General features: G+C 42.0%; 15 protein-coding genes and 1 pseudogene. 10 read left to right on the top strand and 6 right to left on the bottom strand.

Features of this window, described 5'->3' with window-relative positions:
• The first annotated feature begins 1 nt into the window (after position 1).
• From lacD to ODU45_RS01795, 5 genes are all read left to right on the top strand, one after another.
• A complete protein-coding gene (gene lacD / locus ODU45_RS01815; RefSeq protein ID WP_274717844.1) occupies positions 2 to 1,003 on the top strand; it encodes a tagatose-bisphosphate aldolase in 1,002 nt (333 codons plus the stop codon).
• Between the two features lie 629 nt (positions 1,004 to 1,632).
• A complete protein-coding gene (locus tag ODU45_RS01810; RefSeq protein WP_398580646.1) occupies positions 1,633 to 2,592 on the top strand; it encodes an ABC transporter substrate-binding protein in 960 nt (319 codons plus the stop codon).
• Positions 2,593 to 2,615: 23 nt separating this feature from the next.
• Positions 2,616 to 3,590: an ABC transporter substrate-binding protein gene (locus ODU45_RS01805; protein ID WP_398580645.1), complete on the top strand. Its 975-nt coding sequence runs from the start codon at positions 2,616 to 2,618 to the stop codon at positions 3,588 to 3,590.
• A gap of 55 nt (positions 3,591 to 3,645) precedes the next feature.
• Positions 3,646 to 4,539: an ABC transporter permease gene (locus ODU45_RS01800; protein WP_002940642.1), complete on the top strand. Its 894-nt coding sequence runs from the start codon at positions 3,646 to 3,648 to the stop codon at positions 4,537 to 4,539.
• 9 nt (positions 4,540 to 4,548) lie between these two features.
• Positions 4,549 to 5,349 (top strand): ABC transporter ATP-binding protein, encoded by an 801-nt coding sequence (locus ODU45_RS01795; protein ID WP_002940641.1) that lies wholly within the window; start codon positions 4,549 to 4,551, stop codon positions 5,347 to 5,349.
• Between the two features lie 408 nt (positions 5,350 to 5,757).
• Here the strand turns inward: ODU45_RS01795 and aroB are convergent, their stop codons facing one another.
• From aroB to ODU45_RS01770, 5 genes are all read right to left on the bottom strand, one after another.
• Positions 5,758 to 6,825 carry a 3-dehydroquinate synthase gene (aroB, locus tag ODU45_RS01790; protein WP_105139224.1) on the bottom strand — a complete coding sequence of 356 codons (1,068 nt, stop codon included), beginning with the start codon at positions 6,823 to 6,825 and terminating at the stop codon, positions 5,758 to 5,760.
• Between the two features lie 12 nt (positions 6,826 to 6,837).
• Entirely contained in the window at positions 6,838 to 7,707 is an 870-nt protein-coding gene (locus ODU45_RS01785; RefSeq protein ID WP_105139223.1) for a shikimate dehydrogenase, read from the bottom strand.
• Between the two features lie 45 nt (positions 7,708 to 7,752).
• Entirely contained in the window at positions 7,753 to 8,778 is a 1,026-nt protein-coding gene (locus ODU45_RS01780; RefSeq protein ID WP_398580644.1) for a 3-deoxy-7-phosphoheptulonate synthase, read from the bottom strand.
• 9 nt (positions 8,779 to 8,787) lie between these two features.
• A complete protein-coding gene (locus tag ODU45_RS01775) occupies positions 8,788 to 9,825 on the bottom strand; it encodes a 3-deoxy-7-phosphoheptulonate synthase (RefSeq protein WP_024400035.1) in 1,038 nt (345 codons plus the stop codon).
• A 299-nt stretch (positions 9,826 to 10,124) separates the two neighbouring features.
• A complete protein-coding gene (locus ODU45_RS01770) occupies positions 10,125 to 10,718 on the bottom strand; it encodes a DUF1361 domain-containing protein (protein WP_105153183.1) in 594 nt (197 codons plus the stop codon).
• A gap of 154 nt (positions 10,719 to 10,872) precedes the next feature.
• Between ODU45_RS01770 and metG the strand changes: the two genes are divergently transcribed.
• The 5 genes from metG to ODU45_RS01745 all read left to right on the top strand — a co-directional run bounded on the left by metG (position 10,873) and on the right by ODU45_RS01745 (position 16,919).
• The gene (gene metG / locus ODU45_RS01765; protein WP_398580643.1) at positions 10,873 to 12,876 is read left to right on the top strand and encodes a methionine--tRNA ligase; all 2,004 of its coding nucleotides are present in this window, start codon (positions 10,873 to 10,875) and stop codon (positions 12,874 to 12,876) included.
• A 63-nt stretch (positions 12,877 to 12,939) separates the two neighbouring features.
• Complete coding sequence (locus ODU45_RS01760) at positions 12,940 to 13,881, top strand: competence protein CoiA (RefSeq protein WP_105257238.1); 942 nt, start codon at positions 12,940 to 12,942, stop codon at positions 13,879 to 13,881.
• A 229-nt stretch (positions 13,882 to 14,110) separates the two neighbouring features.
• Positions 14,111 to 15,913 carry an oligoendopeptidase F gene (gene pepF / locus ODU45_RS01755; protein WP_024379667.1) on the top strand — a complete coding sequence of 601 codons (1,803 nt, stop codon included), beginning with the start codon at positions 14,111 to 14,113 and terminating at the stop codon, positions 15,911 to 15,913.
• A gap of 1 nt (position 15,914) precedes the next feature.
• Positions 15,915 to 16,355, top strand: coding sequence for a hypothetical protein (locus ODU45_RS01750; protein ID WP_398580642.1), 441 nt, complete (start codon positions 15,915 to 15,917; stop codon positions 16,353 to 16,355).
• Between the two features lie 15 nt (positions 16,356 to 16,370).
• The gene (locus ODU45_RS01745) at positions 16,371 to 16,919 is read left to right on the top strand and encodes a DUF6630 family protein (RefSeq protein ID WP_029751865.1); all 549 of its coding nucleotides are present in this window, start codon (positions 16,371 to 16,373) and stop codon (positions 16,917 to 16,919) included.
• Positions 16,920 to 17,069: 150 nt separating this feature from the next.
• On the opposite strand, the pseudogene ODU45_RS01740 reads toward ODU45_RS01745, so the two are convergent.
• Positions 17,070 to 17,324, bottom strand: a pseudogene (locus tag ODU45_RS01740) (IS4 family transposase); the annotation flags it as partial.

Genomic DNA, 17,324 nt, shown 5'->3' with positions numbered 1-17,324 from the left:
AATGACAAAATTACAACTTTCTCAGGCTAAATTCAATCACATGACCCGCTTGTCAAACAGCAATCAGGTGATTGCGGCCTTGGCGATTGACCAACGGGGGGCTTTGAAACGCTTGCTTGCTGCTGCAGCAGGTGGTGGCGAATTTGGAGATGACATTTTGATTGATTTCAAGAAAGTCATTTCAAGCGATTTGACCCCTTATGCAAGCTCTATCCTCTTGGATGCTGAGTATGGTGTTCCAGCTTCAGAATTACGTCATGCAGATTGTGGCTTCATTGCTGCTTATGAAAAAACAGGTTACGATGCGTCCACACCGGGTCGTTTGCCAGACCTTTTGCCAAACTGGTCTGCAAAACGCATCAAGGAATTGGGTGCAGATGCCGTAAAAATCTTGCTTTACTATGATGTAGATGACAAGCCAGAAATCAACGACATTAAGCATGCCTGGGTAGAACGTATTGGTAGTGAGTGTATCGCAGAAGATATTCCTTACTTTGTCGAAATCTTGACTTACGATGCCAGCGATATGGATGTGACTTCTCGTGAATACGCAGCCCTCAAACCACACAAGGTTAATGGAGCCATGCGTGAATTTAGCAAGTCACGTTATAATGCCGACGTGCTCAAGGTTGAAGTGCCTGTCAATATGAACTTTGTAGAAGGCTACACAGATGAAGAGCCAGTCTATACAGTTGAGGAAGCCAAGGCCTTCTTCAAGGAACAAACAGACAGTACTCACTTGCCATTCATTTATTTGAGTGCAGGTGTGTCTGCCAAACTCTTCCAAGAAACACTTGTCTTTGCCAAAGAAGCAGGTTCAAGCTTTAATGGTGTCCTTTGTGGTCGGGCGACTTGGAAGGATGCAGTAGCCATCTTTGCAAGCGAGGGTGAAGAAGCAACCAAAGCTTGGTTGGCAGATCAAGGTCGTCGCAACGTAGAAGAACTCAACGAGGTTCTAGCAACTACAGCATGTCCTTGGACTGAAAAAGTTGAAGTTAAATAATTGTTTTAGTAGGGTCTGGGCTTAGGTTCAGACTTTTTTGTGACATCAAATATAGTCATTTATACCCTTCGAAAATCAAAATCAGTCGTTGTTGACCCGATTTTGCACTCCGCTCTTATATCTCCCGCCTTGAACAGTCTATTTACTGTGCAAGCAATCCCAGAAACAAGAAAGCATTGAGTTATAGCTGCGGCTGTTGACAGATCGTTTTATAGCTAATAATATATGGGGTTATTTTTGGAAAAATTCAAAAAAACATGAAAAATCTGAAAATTTACGCAATTTCCTATTGACAAATAATTTGAAAACAGTTATGATAGTTACAAATAAATGAGAAAGGGAAACAGAGATGTTACAGATGTGTCAAAATCATTCAGCTAATCATACTTATTTCTACGGCTATTTTAGATAGTGTTTGTAGACATGGTCAACATGGATGCAAACACGGGAACGTAAAGTTTGTATCTATGTGGCTGTAGCTATTTTGACATGTGCCCATAGATGATACATCTAGATGGCACGGATAATTCATTCTGTTTTCCTATACAGATGAAATATAAGGACCGTTTAGAGTGTAGTCTAAGCGGTCCTTTCTTGTTTGCAATTATATTTATAAAAGGAGAATAATCATGGGATTTAAAAAAATTATACTTAGTTCAGTGGCACTTTTGTCAGCAGTAACGCTTGTTGCATGCAGTTCCAATTCGTCAGATTCAAGCTCAGTCAATGTTGGTATTATTCAATATGCTGAACATGAAGCATTGACCTCAGCTCGTGAAGGTTTTGTAGAGGCACTCGAAGAAGCAGGCTACAAGGAAGGTGAAAATCTGACGATTGATTTGCAAAATGCCCAAGGTGATCAAGCAAACTTACAGACAATGGTTGAGAAATTGGCAGGGAAAAATGATATTAACTTTGCCATCGCAACACCGGCAGCCCAAGCCATGCTTAATGCAGATAGTGAAACATCAAGTGTATTTACAGCTGTCACAGATCCAGTTGAAGCAGGTTTGGTTGAATCATTGGAAAAACCAGGTGGGACCATGACAGGATCTACTGATGCAACTGATGTGGAAGGTCAAATCGAGATGTTGCTCAAAGTTGTACCAACTGCGAAGACTGTCGGTATTTTCTACAATTCTAGCGAGGTTAACTCAGAAGTTCAAGCTGAGCAGGCTAAAAAAGCACTCGAAGCAAAAGGTGTAAAGGTAGAAGTGACAACAGTTACGACTACAAACGATGTTCAGCAAGCTATTACTTCACTTGCAGGAAAAGTCGATGCTATCTATCTTCCAACTGATAATACAGTTGCCTCTACAGCTTCAACAATCGGTGATATTTTAAAAGAAGCAAAAGTTCCAGCTATGGGAAGTGACGCGGCAGTTATTGACGCAGCTCTATTTACCTACGGTGTCGACTACCATGCTATCGGTGTTCAAGCTGGTGAATTGGCCGTGAAGATTTTGAAGGGTGAAAAGCCTGCTGACTTAGCAGTTGAAAAACCAAATACAGCGGCTATTACTGTCAATGAAGAAATGGCTAAAGCTGTTGGTATTGATGCAGCGACTATAAAAGCATTAGAAGAGTAAAATATTTAGGAGAAGAAACGTTTATGTATTATAAGCTAGTAAAAAAATTGGTAACTATTTCAGTAGCAAGTATGGGTTTGCTAATACTTGCAGCTTGTTCCTCATCATCAGAACAAGCTTCCTCAGATGTGGTCAAAGTTGGAGTTCTCCAATATATGGAGCATGAATCATTGACAGCTGCCCGTGAGGGTTTTGTGGCGGAATTAGAAGCAAATGGTTATAAAGAGGGTGAAAAATTGGTTTTGGATTATCAAAATGCCCAAGGCGATCAAGCTAACCTTCAAACCATTTCAGAACAATTAATCGATGGAAATGATATTGTCTTGGCAATCGCTACGCCCTCTGCCCAGAGTTTAGCGACTGTGTCTACTGAAACGCCGATTGTCTTTACTGCGGTTACAGATCCCTTGTCAGCTGACTTGGTAGAATCCATTGAAAAACCAGGTGGACTTTTGACAGGTACATCTGACCAAGCTCCAATTGACAAACAGGTTGAATTGCTAGGTCAAGCTGTTCCAGATGCTAAGACCGTCGGTATTTTGTACACTACTAGCGAACGTAATTCAGAAGTCCAGGTAGAGCAAGCTAAGGAATTGCTAGAAAAAGCAGGTTATAAGGTAGTAGTAAAAGGAATCACATCTTCAAATGAAGTCCAAGATGCGACAACTAGCTTGATGAAGGATGTAGATGCTCTCTTTATTCCAACAGACAATACTGTCGCTTCAACCATGACCATGATCGGTGAATTATCTGTGGAGCATAAGGTTCCAGTAATTGGTGGTTCAACGGACATGGTGGATGAAGGAGGTCTTTTGACTTACGGTACCAACTATGAAGCTTTAGGTCGTCAAACTGCAAAAGTGGCTATTAAGATTATCGAAGGAGCCAATGTGTCAGAAACAGCAGTAGAATACCCAGAGACCGTCAGTCTTCACGTTAATGAAGAAATGGCTCAGAAATTAGGTATCGATACTTCTAAGCTTGCTGTATCTGAATAAGATCGGTAAGAATAGAACCTAGTATTGACTACGAATTTAGAAAAAGGAGAAAATCGTGGATATTATTTTATCAAGTATCTCGCAAGGTTTGCTTTGGTCAGTTATGGCGATTGGTGTTTACTTGACGTTTCGTATTTTAGATATTGCTGATATGACAGCTGAGGGATCTTATCCGCTTGGAGCTGCTGTTTGTGCGACAGGGATTGTGAACGGAGTGAATCCCTTGCTGGCAACCTTTATGGCTATGGTAGCTGGTATGGGTGCAGGATTGATTTCTGGTTTACTTCATACAAAACTAAAAATTCCAGCCCTTTTGACCGGTATTGTAACCTTGACAGGTCTCTACTCTATCAACTTGAAAATCTTAGGCAAAGCCAATGTGGCTCTGCTTAAGCAAGAAACTCTAGTGACCCAATTGCAGGATTTCGGTTTGACAAAAACCAATGCTGTTTTGGTCATTGGTCTGGTCTTTGTACTAGCAGTTGTGGGCCTATTGACGCTCTTGCTCAATACACAAATTGGTCTAGCCATTCGTTCAACAGGGGATAACATTCCAATGAGTGAGGCCAACGGTATCAATGTAGACAATATGAAAATCTACGGCTATATGTTGTCGAATGGTCTAATTGCCCTTTGTGGTGCTCTTCTTACTCAGAATAATGGCTATGCAGATCTCAATTCAGGTACTGGTACCATTGTTATCGGTCTAGCATCTGTCATTATTGCAGAAGTTATCTTGCGTAACTTACGCTTGGGTTGGAGACTCCTATCGGTTGTTCTCGGTGCAGTTGTTTACCGTTTGATTATCTTAGCAATTTTGGAAATTCCAGGTATGGATGCAGACCTTGTTAAACTCTTCTCAGCTATCCTTCTGGCAACCGTTCTCTATGTGCCAGAATTGCAAAAGAAATTGAATATTCGTCGTCCAAAATTGAATGGAAATGCTTAGGAGGAAGTCATGTCTACAATTTTATCAATTCAAAATATTCATAAAACCTTCGAAGCTGGAACAGTTAATGAGAACCATGTCCTTCGTGGGTTGAACTTAGATGTAAAAGAGGGTGATTTTATCTCCATCATTGGTGGTAATGGTGCTGGTAAATCAACTTTCATGAACTCACTTGCAGGTGCCTTGACGGTTGATTCGGGTGATATTTTGCTTGAAGGTAAATCCATTAAGCATGTCTCAGCTGCCAAACGTTCTAAGGACATCAGCCGTGTCTTCCAAGATCCTAAGATGGGAACAGCTTCCCGCTTGACCATTGAAGAAAATATGGCTATTGCCTATCGTCGTGGATTGTCACGTGGTCTTGGCTGGGGTGTGAAGGATAGTGAACGTGCTATTTTTAAGGAAGCCTTGAAAGAGCTTGGTCTGGGACTAGAAAACCGTATGAAGGTTGACACGCAATTTCTTTCAGGTGGTCAACGTCAGGCTCTGACCTTGATGATGGCTTCGCTGGTTAAACCAAAAGTTCTGCTCCTGGACGAACATACTGCTGCCCTGGATCCAAAAACCAGCGATATGGTCATGGAATTGACTAAGAAAATCGTGGAAAGTCACCAGTTGACAGCTCTTATGATTACGCATAATATGGAAAACGCCATTGAATATGGTAATCGTTTGGTCATGTTGCACCGTGGTCAGATTGTTGTTGATGTAGAAGGTGAAGAGAAGAAGAACCTCACAGTTCAAAATCTAATGGACCTTTTCTACAAAAACAGTGGTGAGAAGCTGACAGACGATGAAATGATTTTATAAAAAAATAAGACTACTGATGAATTTCAAATCAGTAGTCTTTTTCTTATATCGTCATTTAGTTGACTTTTATTACTTCGACGTAAGAGGAAACTTTCCAAATTCAAACACTCTACTGGATTGTTTGAACTCGCCTTGCCTGATTTTGCAAAAGCGACTTGCTTCGCTCTTTTATCTCCCACCTTGCACAGTCCATTAACTGTGCAAGCAATCTGGGGGATACGAATAGTCCAGTGGACTATTCGTACCTGAGCCTGAAAACAAAAAAGCGAAGTACATCAGCTGGTCACCTAGAAACAAGAAAGCATTGAGTTATGCCTTCGGCTGTCGATGCGAACTTTGTTCGCTTTATTTCCAACCTCCAACTATCTCCCAGATAGTTGGAGCAAGTACTAAAAGTAAACTAAAAGACTATACTTGTAGAAATTCCAGCATTTCTTCCATTGGGATTTGATGGATGGCTGCTTGGCCTAATTGTGGTACGATGACAAGTTTGATGGTCTTGCCTCGTGCTTTTTTATCGTGAGTTAGGGCGGCGTATAATTCATCTACATTCCAAGGCTGGTGTGTAGTCGGCAAGCCGAATTTTTCACACATGGCGATAATTTTTTCTGTCAGACCAGCTGGCATCAGTCCTTTTTTCTCAGCTGCGCGTGAGATTTGTACCATACCGATGGCAACAGCTTCACCGTGCATGACCTGGCCGTAGCCAGCGGTCGCTTCAATAGCATGTCCAATCGTGTGACCGAAGTTGAGGTAGAGTCTGACACCGTTGTCTAATTCATCTTCGACAACAACCTTGCGTTTGACTTCACAGGAGTGGTAGACGATATAGTCAGCATGCTCCAGAATGCTCTCGACAGAGCCGTCTAATTGGTCTAGGGTTTCCCAGAGCTCCACATCATCTATTAAGCCATATTTGACAACCTCGCCCATTCCTTCAATCAATTCTCGTTTGCCGAGTGTTTTGAGGGTATCAGGGTCGATGAGAACGCCGTCTGGTTGGCAGAAGGTCCCCACCATATTTTTAGCAAATGGGGTGTTCACGCCAGTTTTTCCCCCGATAGAAGAATCAACTTGGGCAGTTAGGCTGGTTGGGATTTGTAGGAAATGGATACCACGCATATAGGTAGAAGCGACAAAACCTGCCAAATCGCCAACGACTCCTCCGCCGAGAGCAATGATTCCATCACTTCGTGTCATACCATTTTTTACGAGAAATTCGTAGGCCTGATTGACGGTATCAAGATTTTTTGAGGCTTCACCTTCTGGAAATTCAAAAACAATGGTTTCAAAACCAGCTTGTTCTAAGCTTGACTGGACTGTTTCACGGTAGAGTGAGCCAACGTGGTCATCTGTAATAATGGCGATTTTCTGAGGTTTCCAAAGTTCTTTGACCCATGTACCTGTCTGTGCTAAACTTCCTCTTTGGATAAGGATGTCGTAGGGAGTGTTGGGAAGATTGACGGTCAGTTTCATCAGATTTCCTCTCTATTTGATGTCGTATTTCTGGACTAATTGGTCCCAAATCAAGTCAGTCGGCATTTCTTTTCCAGTCCAGGTTTGGAATGCTTCAGCCGCTTGGAAAAGGAGCATGCCCAAACCATTGATAGTTGGGTTGCCTTGTGACTGGGCAAGCTTCATTAAAGGTGTTTCGAATGGTTGATAGATCACATCCGCAACCAAAAGATTTTCAGGAAAGCGAATGGTAGAAGGAACAGGTTGAGAATACCCATCCATGCCTACACTAGTTCCGTTGACTAGTAAGTCGGAGTTGGTAATACGTTCCTGTAGTAATTGGCTATCTTTGAGCGCTAGGACCTGCATAGGAACTCCAGTTGCTTGAGCAATAGGTGTAAGACTCGCCTGTGTTCTTTCCAAGCTTTGTTGACGGCAGAAAATGGTAATTTCCTTTGCACCATCCAATGCAGCCTGAGCTATGATAGCAGTAGAAGCACCACCACCACCTAGAATGGTCAGTCGCTTGTTGCGTACTTGGAATCCTCTTAGTTTTTCTAAACTTTTGAAGAATCCAATGCCATCGGTATTATGACCGATTAGTAAGCCGTTCTGATGAATGACAGTATTGACAGCGCCAATCAGGCGTGCAGAGGCTGTTAAATCATCTAGATAAGGAATGACAGCTTGTTTATAGGGCATGGAAAGATTGATGCCAAACATATCGTAGCGTTTGATATTTTCAAGAGTAGCAGCCAAATCCTCTTCTGGAATTTCCAAAGCGACATAGACACCGTTTACACCTGTTTCCTTAAAAGCCAGATTATGAATGAAGGGGGAAATGGAGTGTTTGATTGGCTTTGCAACAACGGCAGCAAGACGAGTGTAACCATCAATGTTCATAGCTTACCTCCAAATTATTTATCCTATAAAAAATTAAGGGAAGAATTAGACAGTTTGATGAATTTCACGAATTAGAGCTTCCGTTTTTTCCCAACCCAAGCAAGGATCGGTAATGGATTTGCCGAATACCTCAGGGCTATCTTGACGGCCGTCTTCTAAGTAGGATTCAATCATGAAACCACGGACATATTTGCGAATGGCTTCATTCCAATCACGGTTGATGAGGGTCTGACGGATGATACGGATTTGTTCCAGGTAATTTTTACCAGAATTGTCGTGGTTGGTATCAATTACGATAAATGGATTTTTAAGACCAAATTGTTCATACTGTTTGATGGTTTTCAAGAGAATATCGTAGTAGTAGTTTGGCTCATAACCGCCCTTTTCAGTATTGGCACCACGAAGGATAGCATGAGCTAGAGGGTTGCCATCTGTATCAACTTCTGCATCGCGGTAAATAAAGTTCTGTTTGTTTTGTGCGGCGTAGATACCATTGAACATAACGGTCAAATTACCAGAAGTCGGGTTTTTCATACCAGTTGGCATATCGACACCTGATGCAACAAATCTGTGTTCTTGGTCTTCAACCGAACGTGCTCCGATAGCATGGTAGGACACCAAGTCTTCCACAAGAGGGTAGTTGGCAGAGTAGAGCATTTCATCAGCAGTTGTGAGTCCGGTCTCAGTAATGACACGGTAATGCAAATTACGAACGGCTGCAATTCCATTAATGAGGTCTGGTAATTTAGAAGTATCTGGCTGATGAACCAGTCCTTTATAGCCTTCCCCATTGGTACGTGGTTTAGCTGTGTAAACCCGCATGACCATGAAGATTTTATCTTTGACTTCCTCTTGAAGCTTAGAGAGACGACGTGCATACTCTAGAACGGCCTCTTCATTATCTGATGAGCAAGGGCCGATAACCAAGAGCAGACGGTCATCTTCACCTCGGATAATTCTTTTCAGTTCTTCATCGCGCCGATTTTTTGCAGCTAGAAATTCTCCTTCTAGCTTGGAAAGTTCCTTTACTTTATCGATGTCTAAACTGGTGCTACGTTTGTGAATTCCCATAATATCTTCCTATCTGTTGTAAATTTCTCGGATGAGTTCTTGTGTTTTTTCCCAGCCTAAGCAAGGGTCTGTGATGGATTTTCCATAGACATCTGGATTGTCTTGGCGACCGTCTTCAATGTAGGATTCAATCATGAATCCGCGAACGTAGTTACGAATGGATTCGTTCCAGTCACGGTTGATTAAGGTTTGACGGACGATACGGATTTGTTCCAAATAATTTTTCCCAGAATTGTCATGGTTGGTATCGATAATAATAAATGGATTTTTCAAGCCAAATTGGTCATAGAGCTCAATGGTTTCTAGAAGATTGTCATAGTAATAGTTTGGTAGGTATTTACCATTTTCATTGACTGCGCCACGAAGAATAACGTGAGCAAGTGGATTGCCAGATGTTTCAACTTCAGTATTGTTGAAGAGGAAGGATTGCTTCTTCTGAGCAGCAAAAAGACCGTTGAACATGACTTTGAGGTTACCAGATGTTGGATTTTTCAAGCCTGTTGGAACATCGATGCCTGACGCTACAAAGCGGTGCTGCTGATTTTCAACCGAACGAGCTCCGATAGCGATGTAGGAAACCAAGTCATCAACCAAAGGCAGGTTTTCAGGATAGAGCATCTCGTCAGCAGTAGTTAAACCTGTTTCCGTAATGACACGATAGTGGAGGTTACGAACTGCTTTGATTCCGTTGATGAGGCTTGGTGCAGCATCTGTATCTGGTTGGTGTATGAGTCCTTTATAACCATCACCATTGGTACGTGGCTTGGCAGTATAGACGCGCATGACCATGAAAATTTTATCTTTGACTTCTTCTTGGAGCTTGGCCAAGCGGTGAGCATAATCTAAGACAGCCTCTTCATTGTCAGATGAACATGGTCCAATCACTAGGAGAAGACGATCATCTTCTCCTTTTAAGATGGCTTCAAGTTCACGGTCACGAGCTTGTTTTTTAGCAAGTGTTTCAGGAGAAAGTTTAGAGTGCTCTCGGACTTGATTGATGTCAATTTTTTCGCTGATTGGTGTAAACAATAGATCTCCCTCTTTCATTTATAGATTTCTCAATTATACCATTATTTTTAAGAATTTAAAATCAATATCTATGATTTTATGTAAAATTTACAGTAAATTCTGAATATTTTATACAAAGGAAATTTAAGAAATTTTGCTTACAATAGGTTAACGATTTTTGCCTCATACACTTTGGATAAAAATGTAATGGAGAGAAACGGAGAAGATATAAATTTATCAAAAAAGTTTGTTTATGTCCTTGAAAAATCTTCCCAAAAGGAACGATAGTCCTTGAGTGTGGGAAGATGCTTGAAGATAATGGCTATGAGATAAAAATCTTATTCATTTATTGAAAAGACAAGAACCATAATTTGGATAAAGGTGAAGCCGAGGATAAAGGGGAGGGCATCCCACGAAATAACAGCAAGCATTTCATCAATAACGACAGTTGGTCTGGTAAAGATGTCCCATGAATTCAGTCTTGCATATCGTCCGATATGAATGGCAAAGCTGGATAGTAGGGAAAGACCACTAATCATAAACAGTTTTAGCCAGTAGGATTTGATAGAAAAAGCAGAGAAAATAAGTCGTACACTTTCAACGCCAGCCATGACCCCAAAGAAAATACTTGGAACATAAAGCATAAATAGAATCATGCTTTCTCGTTGCCATAGTACTGTGTTGGCAAAGTGCATATGGACGATGTCTGTCACCATGTAAAAAGTATTGGGGTAGAAAAAGAGCCAGAGGAGACCTGCTATCACTTTGAGGATATGGTACTTTGTATGATTGGTAAGGATTGCAAAATCAAGTGCTACCAATGCCAAGAACATATTCCATGTCAAGTCAGGTGCCGTGACACCGTACCGTTTTAGTCCGACTGCTATGATGAGGAAAAAGAGATGAGTAAGAATATTTTTCTTTGTAAACATAGATGACCTCTTTCTGTTTGAGTTGTATCATAGTATAGCATAGATAGAGGAAGAATTGTAGTTAGAACCATTTTGTGATTTAGCTGAAAATATGATAAAATAGGATGTTGTCAATAACAGGGTTTCATTTGCTCTGATTTGAAAGGAAAAAAGCATGACAAAAACACCGTTTTATATCACTACACCGATTTATTATCCGTCTGGAAAACTTCATATCGGTTCAGCTTACACGACCATTGCCTGCGATGTCTTGGCTCGTTACAAACGCCTTATGGGGCATGAAGTCTACTATCTAACAGGGCTTGATGAGCACGGGCAGAAGATTGAGGAGAAGGCAAAAGAGGCTGGTTTGACACCGCAAGCCTACGTTGACGGTATGGCGGTTGGCGTCAAGGAGCTCTGGAGCTTGCTAGACATCTCTTACGACAAGTTCATCCGCACGACTGATGATTACCACGAGGAAGTGGTGGCGGCTGTTTTTGAAAAATTGCTGGCACAGGACGATATTTACTTGGGAGAGTATTCTGGATGGTACTCCGTATCGGACGAGGAATTCTTCACCGAGAGCCAATTAGAAGAGGTCTTCCGAGATGAAAACGGCAAGGTAACAGGCGGTATCGCTCCGAGCGGTCACGAGGTTGCCTGGGTTTCAGAAGAATCCTACTTCCTCCGCCTCAGCAAGTATCAGGATAAATTGGTCGAGTTTTTCAATGCTCATCCAGACTTTATCCAGCCAGACGGCCGCCTCAATGAAATCATGAAAAACTTCATTGAGCCAGGCTTGGAAGATTTGGCGGTATCTCGTACATCATTTACTTGGGGCGTGCCTGTTCCGTCCAATCCTAAACACGTTGTTTACGTATGGATTGATGCCCTACTCAACTACGCAACTGCCTTGGGTTATGGTCAGGAAGAAACAGCCAACTATGATAAGTTCTGGAATGGAACAGTTTACCACATGGTTGGTAAGGACATTCTTCGTTTCCACTCCATTTACTGGCCAATCATGCTCATGATGTTGGACATGAAGTTGCCAGACCGCTTGGTCGCTCATGGCTGGTTTGTCATGAAAGATGGCAAGATGTCCAAGTCTAAGGGCAATGTGGTCTATCCAGAAATGTTGGTTGAGCGTTTCGGCTTGGATCCACTCCGTTACTACCTCATGCGTAGTCTGCCAGTTGGCTCTGACGGCACCTTTACACCAGAAGACTACGTTGGCCGTATCAACTATGAACTGGCTAATGACCTTGGAAACTTGCTCAACCGTACGGTTGCTATGATTAACAAGTATTTCAGCGGTCAGGTACCAACCTTTGTTGCTAACGTGACTGATTTTGATGCGGACTTGGCGGCAGTAGTAGCTGACAACTTGGCAAGCTATCACAAGTATATGGAAGCTGTTGACTATCCACGTGCCTTGGAAGCTGTTTGGAATATCATCTCCCGTACCAACAAGTACATCGATGAAACAGCACCGTGGGTCTTGGCAAAAGAAGAAGCTGACCGTGACAAGTTGGCAGCGGTGATGGCTCATTTGACAGCAGGTCTTCGTGTGGTGGCGCACCTCATTCAACCATTTATGATGACGACTTCAAATGCTATTATGGAACAGCTTGGTTTGGGAACAGCATTTGACCTTGAAAACCTTGACTTTGCAGGTCTTCCAGCTGGTTTGACAGTGGTCGCAAAAGGTACGCCTATCTTCCCACGACTCGATATGGAAGAGGAAATCGCCTATATCCAAGCCCAAATGGGCGGTAGCTCTGCTATTTCCCAAGAGGAAGAAAAAGAGTGGGACCCAGCTGACGTGGAGCTGAAAAACGAGAAAGCCGCGATTAAGTTCGAGGACTTCGACAAGGTGGAAATCCGCGTGGCCGAAGTCAAGGAAGTGGCCAAGGTGGAGGGTTCTGACAAGCTGCTCAAGTTCCGTCTGGACGCAGGTGACGGTCAGGACCGCCAAATCCTGTCTGGTATCGCTAAATACTATCCAAACGAGCAAGAGTTGGTCGGCAAGAAAGTTCAAATCGTTGCCAACCTCAAGCCGCGTAAGATGATGGGCTTGCTCAGCCAGGGCATGATCCTCTCAGCCGAACATGGTGACAATTTAACACTCTTAACAGTAGACCCATCAGTGCCAAACGGCAGTCAGATTGGGTAAGAAAGTTCAAACACTCAGCACAGCTGGGTGTTTTTTTGCGAACTAATATAGAAAGGAGGTTTTATGTTAGTTGCACTTGATGAAGATGGACAAGTTTTTAATGTCTTGGAAAATCCTGCGCCGCAAGGTCGCTTTTGCTGTCCAGGTTGTGGAGGACTAGTTCGATACAAATCCGGAAAAGTTCTGCGTTCGCACTTTGCCCACGTAACCCTGCGGGATTGCACATACTTTTCCGAGAATGAGTCGGCCCAGCACCTGTCCCTTAAGTCTTGTCTGTACAGTTGGTTAATCAATGCCGAACAAGTTGAACTTGAAAAATGCCTGCCTAGTATAGGGCAGGTCGCTGATTTATTTGTTAATAATAGTCTAGCTTTGGAAGTACAGTGTTCCAGTCTACCCATTTCTCGTTTGCAGGTGAGGACGCAAGCCTATCATGAAGCTGGTCTTCAGGTTCTCTGGCTGTTGGGAAAAGGCCTATGGTTAAAAGAAAGATTAAGCAAATTACACAAGCAATTTCTCTCTTTTAGTATGAACATGGGTTTTCACCTCTGGGAATTGGATGACGAGAAAAAAGAATTGCGTCTTCGTTACCTTATTCATGAAGACTTACGAGGTAAGGTCCACTGTCTGACAAAGATTTTTCCATTTGGCGAGGGAAATTTATTGGAAATCTTGCGTCTGCCATTTGCCAAGCAAGCTTTATCGCATCTTACTTGCCCGTTAGATAGGGATTTGCCTCGCTACATTGCTCAACAGCTTTATTACAAATCCCCCAATTGGTTAGCCCTGCAGGCAGAGTCTTATAGCCGAGGGGAGAATTTGCTGACAAAGACGGCAGAAGAATGGTATCCCCATATCCGTCTGCCCCGCTCTGCCATTGGCTTTGCCCAAATACAAAAAGATTTAACCCTAGTTTATCAGGATTTTGACCAGTATTACGGCAATATTGAAGACAAGCAGAAACAGGTTCTATATCCACCAATAATTTATAGAAAACCAATGTAAATAGAGATAGCTGATGGAGGTGTATATATTGCTTTTGAAAATATGCTCAACATTTTATGTTAGGCATGCTACTGTTGGTGAAGGTTGTAGACTTTGTTATCCTAGTGGCGACTTGCGATAGCGAATACCAAAAACTATTTTCCAGTTGAAATAGTAACCTATAAGCCCTCACTTTCCGTTGGAAAGAGGGGATTTTTTATGTTAGAATAAAGGATACGGAGGATTAATTATGTCTAAACAACGTTACGAAATTGAAGAAAAATACCAGTGGGATTTAACCACTATTTTCCCAACGGATGAAGCTTGGGAAGCAGAACTTGCAGATTTACAAGCTGAAACTGAAAAAACAAAAGAATTTGCAGGTCACTTGCTCGACTCAGCGAAGAGTCTTTTGACAATCAGTGAAACGCAACTTGGTCTCATGCGTCGCATTGAAAAACTCTATGTCTATGCGTCTATGAAGAACGACCAAGATACTCGTGAAGGCAAATACCAGGAATTTCAAGCTAAAGCCATGGGCTTGTATTCGGTCTTTTCACAGGCTTTTGCCTTCTATGAGCCTGAATTTATGGCCATTACTGAAGAGCAGTTGGAAGCCTTTAAGGCAGAGGAGCCAGCTCTTGTTCAGTACAGCCACCAATTTGAAAAACTTTTAGCGGCTAAGGACCATGTCCTGTCACAAGAGGTGGAAGAAGTATTGGCAGCGACCAGCGAGATTTTCGAATCACCTGCTGAAACTTTCTCAGTCTTGGACAATGCCAGCCTGCGTTTCCCAGAAATTGCAGATGAGGACGGTCACTTGGTGCCCCTTTCACACGGTAACTACATCCACTTTATGGAGTCTAAAAACCGTGACGTCCGCCAAGAAGCATATGAGGCTATGTACGGTACCTACGAGCAGTTCCAGCATACCTACGCTAAGACCCTTCAGTCTAATGTCAAGGTCAATAACCTGAAAGCTCGTTTGCGGAAGTACGATTCAGCCCGTCACGCATCACTTGCAGCTAATTTCATTCCAGAATCCGTTTACGATACATTAGTGGCGGCAGTCAACAAGCACCTTCCGCTCTTGCACCGTTATATCAATTTGCGTAAGAAACTCTTGGGTATTGATGACTTGAAGATGTATGATATGTACACGCCATTGTCAGATTTCAGTACCAAGATTTCTTATGAAGATGCACTCAAGAAATGCCAAGAAACCTTGGAAATTTTCGGTGAGGAGTATTCGGCTATTGTAAAAGAAGCCTTCGAAAATCGCTGGATTGATGTCCATGTCAATGAAGGAAAACGCTCAGGAGCATACTCAGGAGGTGCCTACGACACCAACGCCTTCATGCTTCTCAACTGGCAGGATAACTTGGATAACATGTACACTCTTATCCATGAAACAGGCCACTCTCTCCATTCTATGTTGACTCGTAAGACTCAACCTTATGTCTATGGACATTATTCCCTATTCTTGGCTGAAATTGCTTCAACGACCAATGAAAATCTTTTGACAGAAAAACTCTTGGCAGAAGTAGAAGATGACAAGGAACGCTTTGCTATTCTCAATCATTACCTAGATGGGTTCCGTGGCACTGTTTTCCGCCAGACCCAATTTGCCGAGTTTGAACAAGCAATCTACAAGGCAGACCAGGAAGGTCAAGTCTTGACGGCTGATTTCCTCAATGAATTGTACGGTCAGACAAATGAGAAGTACTACGGACTTTCTGCAGAAGAAAATCCAGAAATCCAGTTTGAGTGGGCTCGTATTCCACACTTCTATTATAATTTCTATGTCTATCAGTATGCGACAGGTTTCGCAGCAGCATCAGCTCTAGCAAACAAGATTGTTAATGGTAGTCCAGAAGACAAAGAAAACTATCTCAACTACCTGAAGGCTGGTAGCTCAGATTATTCCCTCAATGTCATTGCCAAAGCAGGCGTAGACATGACCAAGGAAGATTACCTCAACGATGCTTTCAAGGTATTTGAAGCTCGTTTGGAAGAATTAGAAGCTCTCGTTGAGAAAGGTGTGCACCTCTAATATGATTTCCTATAAACGTTCGATTGTCATTCCCAGTGTGATTAGTCTTGTTTTAATCTTGATCGGTCTTGGTGGTCTGACCAGGCCTGAACCATCTGTGGGAAGTGTTGTCTATTTGATATTTTTACAACCTTTGCTGGTTTATTTATATATATTGAGAAAGCAAAAGGCTATTTTTATCTTGACAAAACAGTACATAGAATTTCAAGAACACTTTTGGAGTGAACGTCAACGCCATTCGTTAGAAGAGATTGCGGAGATTCGCTACCTTGTTTCTCCTGTCTATCGTGGCTATCAGTCGAAACGTTTGCGAATTGTAGGAAATAAGGGGGTACTACTTGCAGTCGTCAGCTTGAATAGGCTTGATGGTGCAGATTTTAATGATATTTACCATTTTGTAGAGCAAGTAGCACCGCATATAAGATGGGATTTTTCAAATTAATAAAGAGAGGGGACTATGTTAACAGAAGAACAACTACAAGATATTTTTGAATTAGCAGATTTAATGTCAAATGGTGATAGGGAACTATTTCTCCAACTTAGAGAAGTAGTCTTCGCCAGTGATCCACACCAGATTCTCAATTTTATGGAACGTATTTTAGATTCAGAGTCATTCGATGATTTCTTGGATCGTGTTGGAGAGTCTGAAAAGGAAAATCTTTGGTTAATCTTGATAAAATTACTAGAGCATTTGAACTATATTTGTGTGCGTGATTATAAGGACAATCTTGAAGATTTTATCTACTTTTTTGATTGCCTTCAGCAGGTCCGCAATGCGGGAATTTCTCTTAAATTGGATTCAGGTGGATTAAGTCCAATTGCATCTATTTCAGAATGGGCAAGAGTTATTGATAACAAATATCTTGATGAAAACTTTTGTCTAGGGGCAGTAGATATGGACACGGATAGTTACTATCTCTTTTTCAGTAAGCAGGCGACTTTTATTCGACTTCAAGAACTAGCTGGAAATTTAGGGTATCGAATTGATTACGCCAAAAATATGTAAAGAAAAGGTGGGGAAACCTCAATGTCATTAAGTTAAGCATTTAAGTAGCTAAAGAAACTATTCCCGTCTGAGCAGTTGATGACAAGACGGGAATAGTTTTTGTATTTAGGGCGCACAAAAAGGAGGTTTTTTAACCCTATTTTTCAACTATTATGTTACTCTATAAGTGAAGCTTACAGGTACCTTGCTTTTTATCTTTCTTTGGAACGTTCGATTGGGTCGGATGATGGATAAATGTTTGGCAATGTAGGTTTCCAATTGGAAGGAAGTGAGTTCAGCTCTAAGAAATTTTCGACAGGCATAAACAGCGTCTGAAAAACAAATTTTATAAGCCTGTTTTAACTTTGATGTTTTAATAGCAACGTATGAGGTTAGCCATTTACAAACATTAAAATTGATAAAGCG

The organism is Streptococcus sp. 2022WUSS135 (assembly GCF_044427045.1).
GTDB lineage: Bacteria > Bacillota > Bacilli > Lactobacillales > Streptococcaceae > Streptococcus > Streptococcus hashimotonensis.
The sequence above is the reverse complement of the archived record's forward strand: the minus strand, read 5'-3'. Positions and strand labels throughout refer to the sequence as shown.

Bases quoted from the DNA above. Each gene is read 5' to 3' on its own strand.
- lacD (WP_274717844.1), top strand. From the start codon at position 2: ATGACAAAATTACAACTTTCTCAGGCTAAATTCAATCACATGACCCGC.
- ODU45_RS01810 (WP_398580646.1), top strand. From the start codon at position 1,633: ATGGGATTTAAAAAAATTATACTTAGTTCAGTGGCACTTTTGTCAGCA.
- ODU45_RS01805 (WP_398580645.1), top strand. From the start codon at position 2,616: ATGTATTATAAGCTAGTAAAAAAATTGGTAACTATTTCAGTAGCAAGT.
- ODU45_RS01795 (WP_002940641.1), top strand. From the start codon at position 4,549: ATGTCTACAATTTTATCAATTCAAAATATTCATAAAACCTTCGAAGCT.
- aroB (WP_105139224.1), bottom strand. From the start codon at position 6,825: ATGAAACTGACCGTCAATCTTCCCAACACTCCCTACGACATCCTTATC.
- ODU45_RS01785 (WP_105139223.1), bottom strand. From the start codon at position 7,707: ATGAACATTGATGGTTACACTCGTCTTGCTGCCGTTGTTGCAAAGCCA.
- ODU45_RS01780 (WP_398580644.1), bottom strand. From the start codon at position 8,778: ATGGGAATTCACAAACGTAGCACCAGTTTAGACATCGATAAAGTAAAG.
- ODU45_RS01775 (WP_024400035.1), bottom strand. From the start codon at position 9,825: ATGAAAGAGGGAGATCTATTGTTTACACCAATCAGCGAAAAAATTGAC.
- ODU45_RS01770 (WP_105153183.1), bottom strand. From the start codon at position 10,718: ATGTTTACAAAGAAAAATATTCTTACTCATCTCTTTTTCCTCATCATA.
- metG (WP_398580643.1), top strand. From the start codon at position 10,873: ATGACAAAAACACCGTTTTATATCACTACACCGATTTATTATCCGTCT.
- ODU45_RS01760 (WP_105257238.1), top strand. From the start codon at position 12,940: ATGTTAGTTGCACTTGATGAAGATGGACAAGTTTTTAATGTCTTGGAA.
- pepF (WP_024379667.1), top strand. From the start codon at position 14,111: ATGTCTAAACAACGTTACGAAATTGAAGAAAAATACCAGTGGGATTTA.
- ODU45_RS01750 (WP_398580642.1), top strand. From the start codon at position 15,915: ATGATTTCCTATAAACGTTCGATTGTCATTCCCAGTGTGATTAGTCTT.
- ODU45_RS01745 (WP_029751865.1), top strand. From the start codon at position 16,371: ATGTTAACAGAAGAACAACTACAAGATATTTTTGAATTAGCAGATTTA.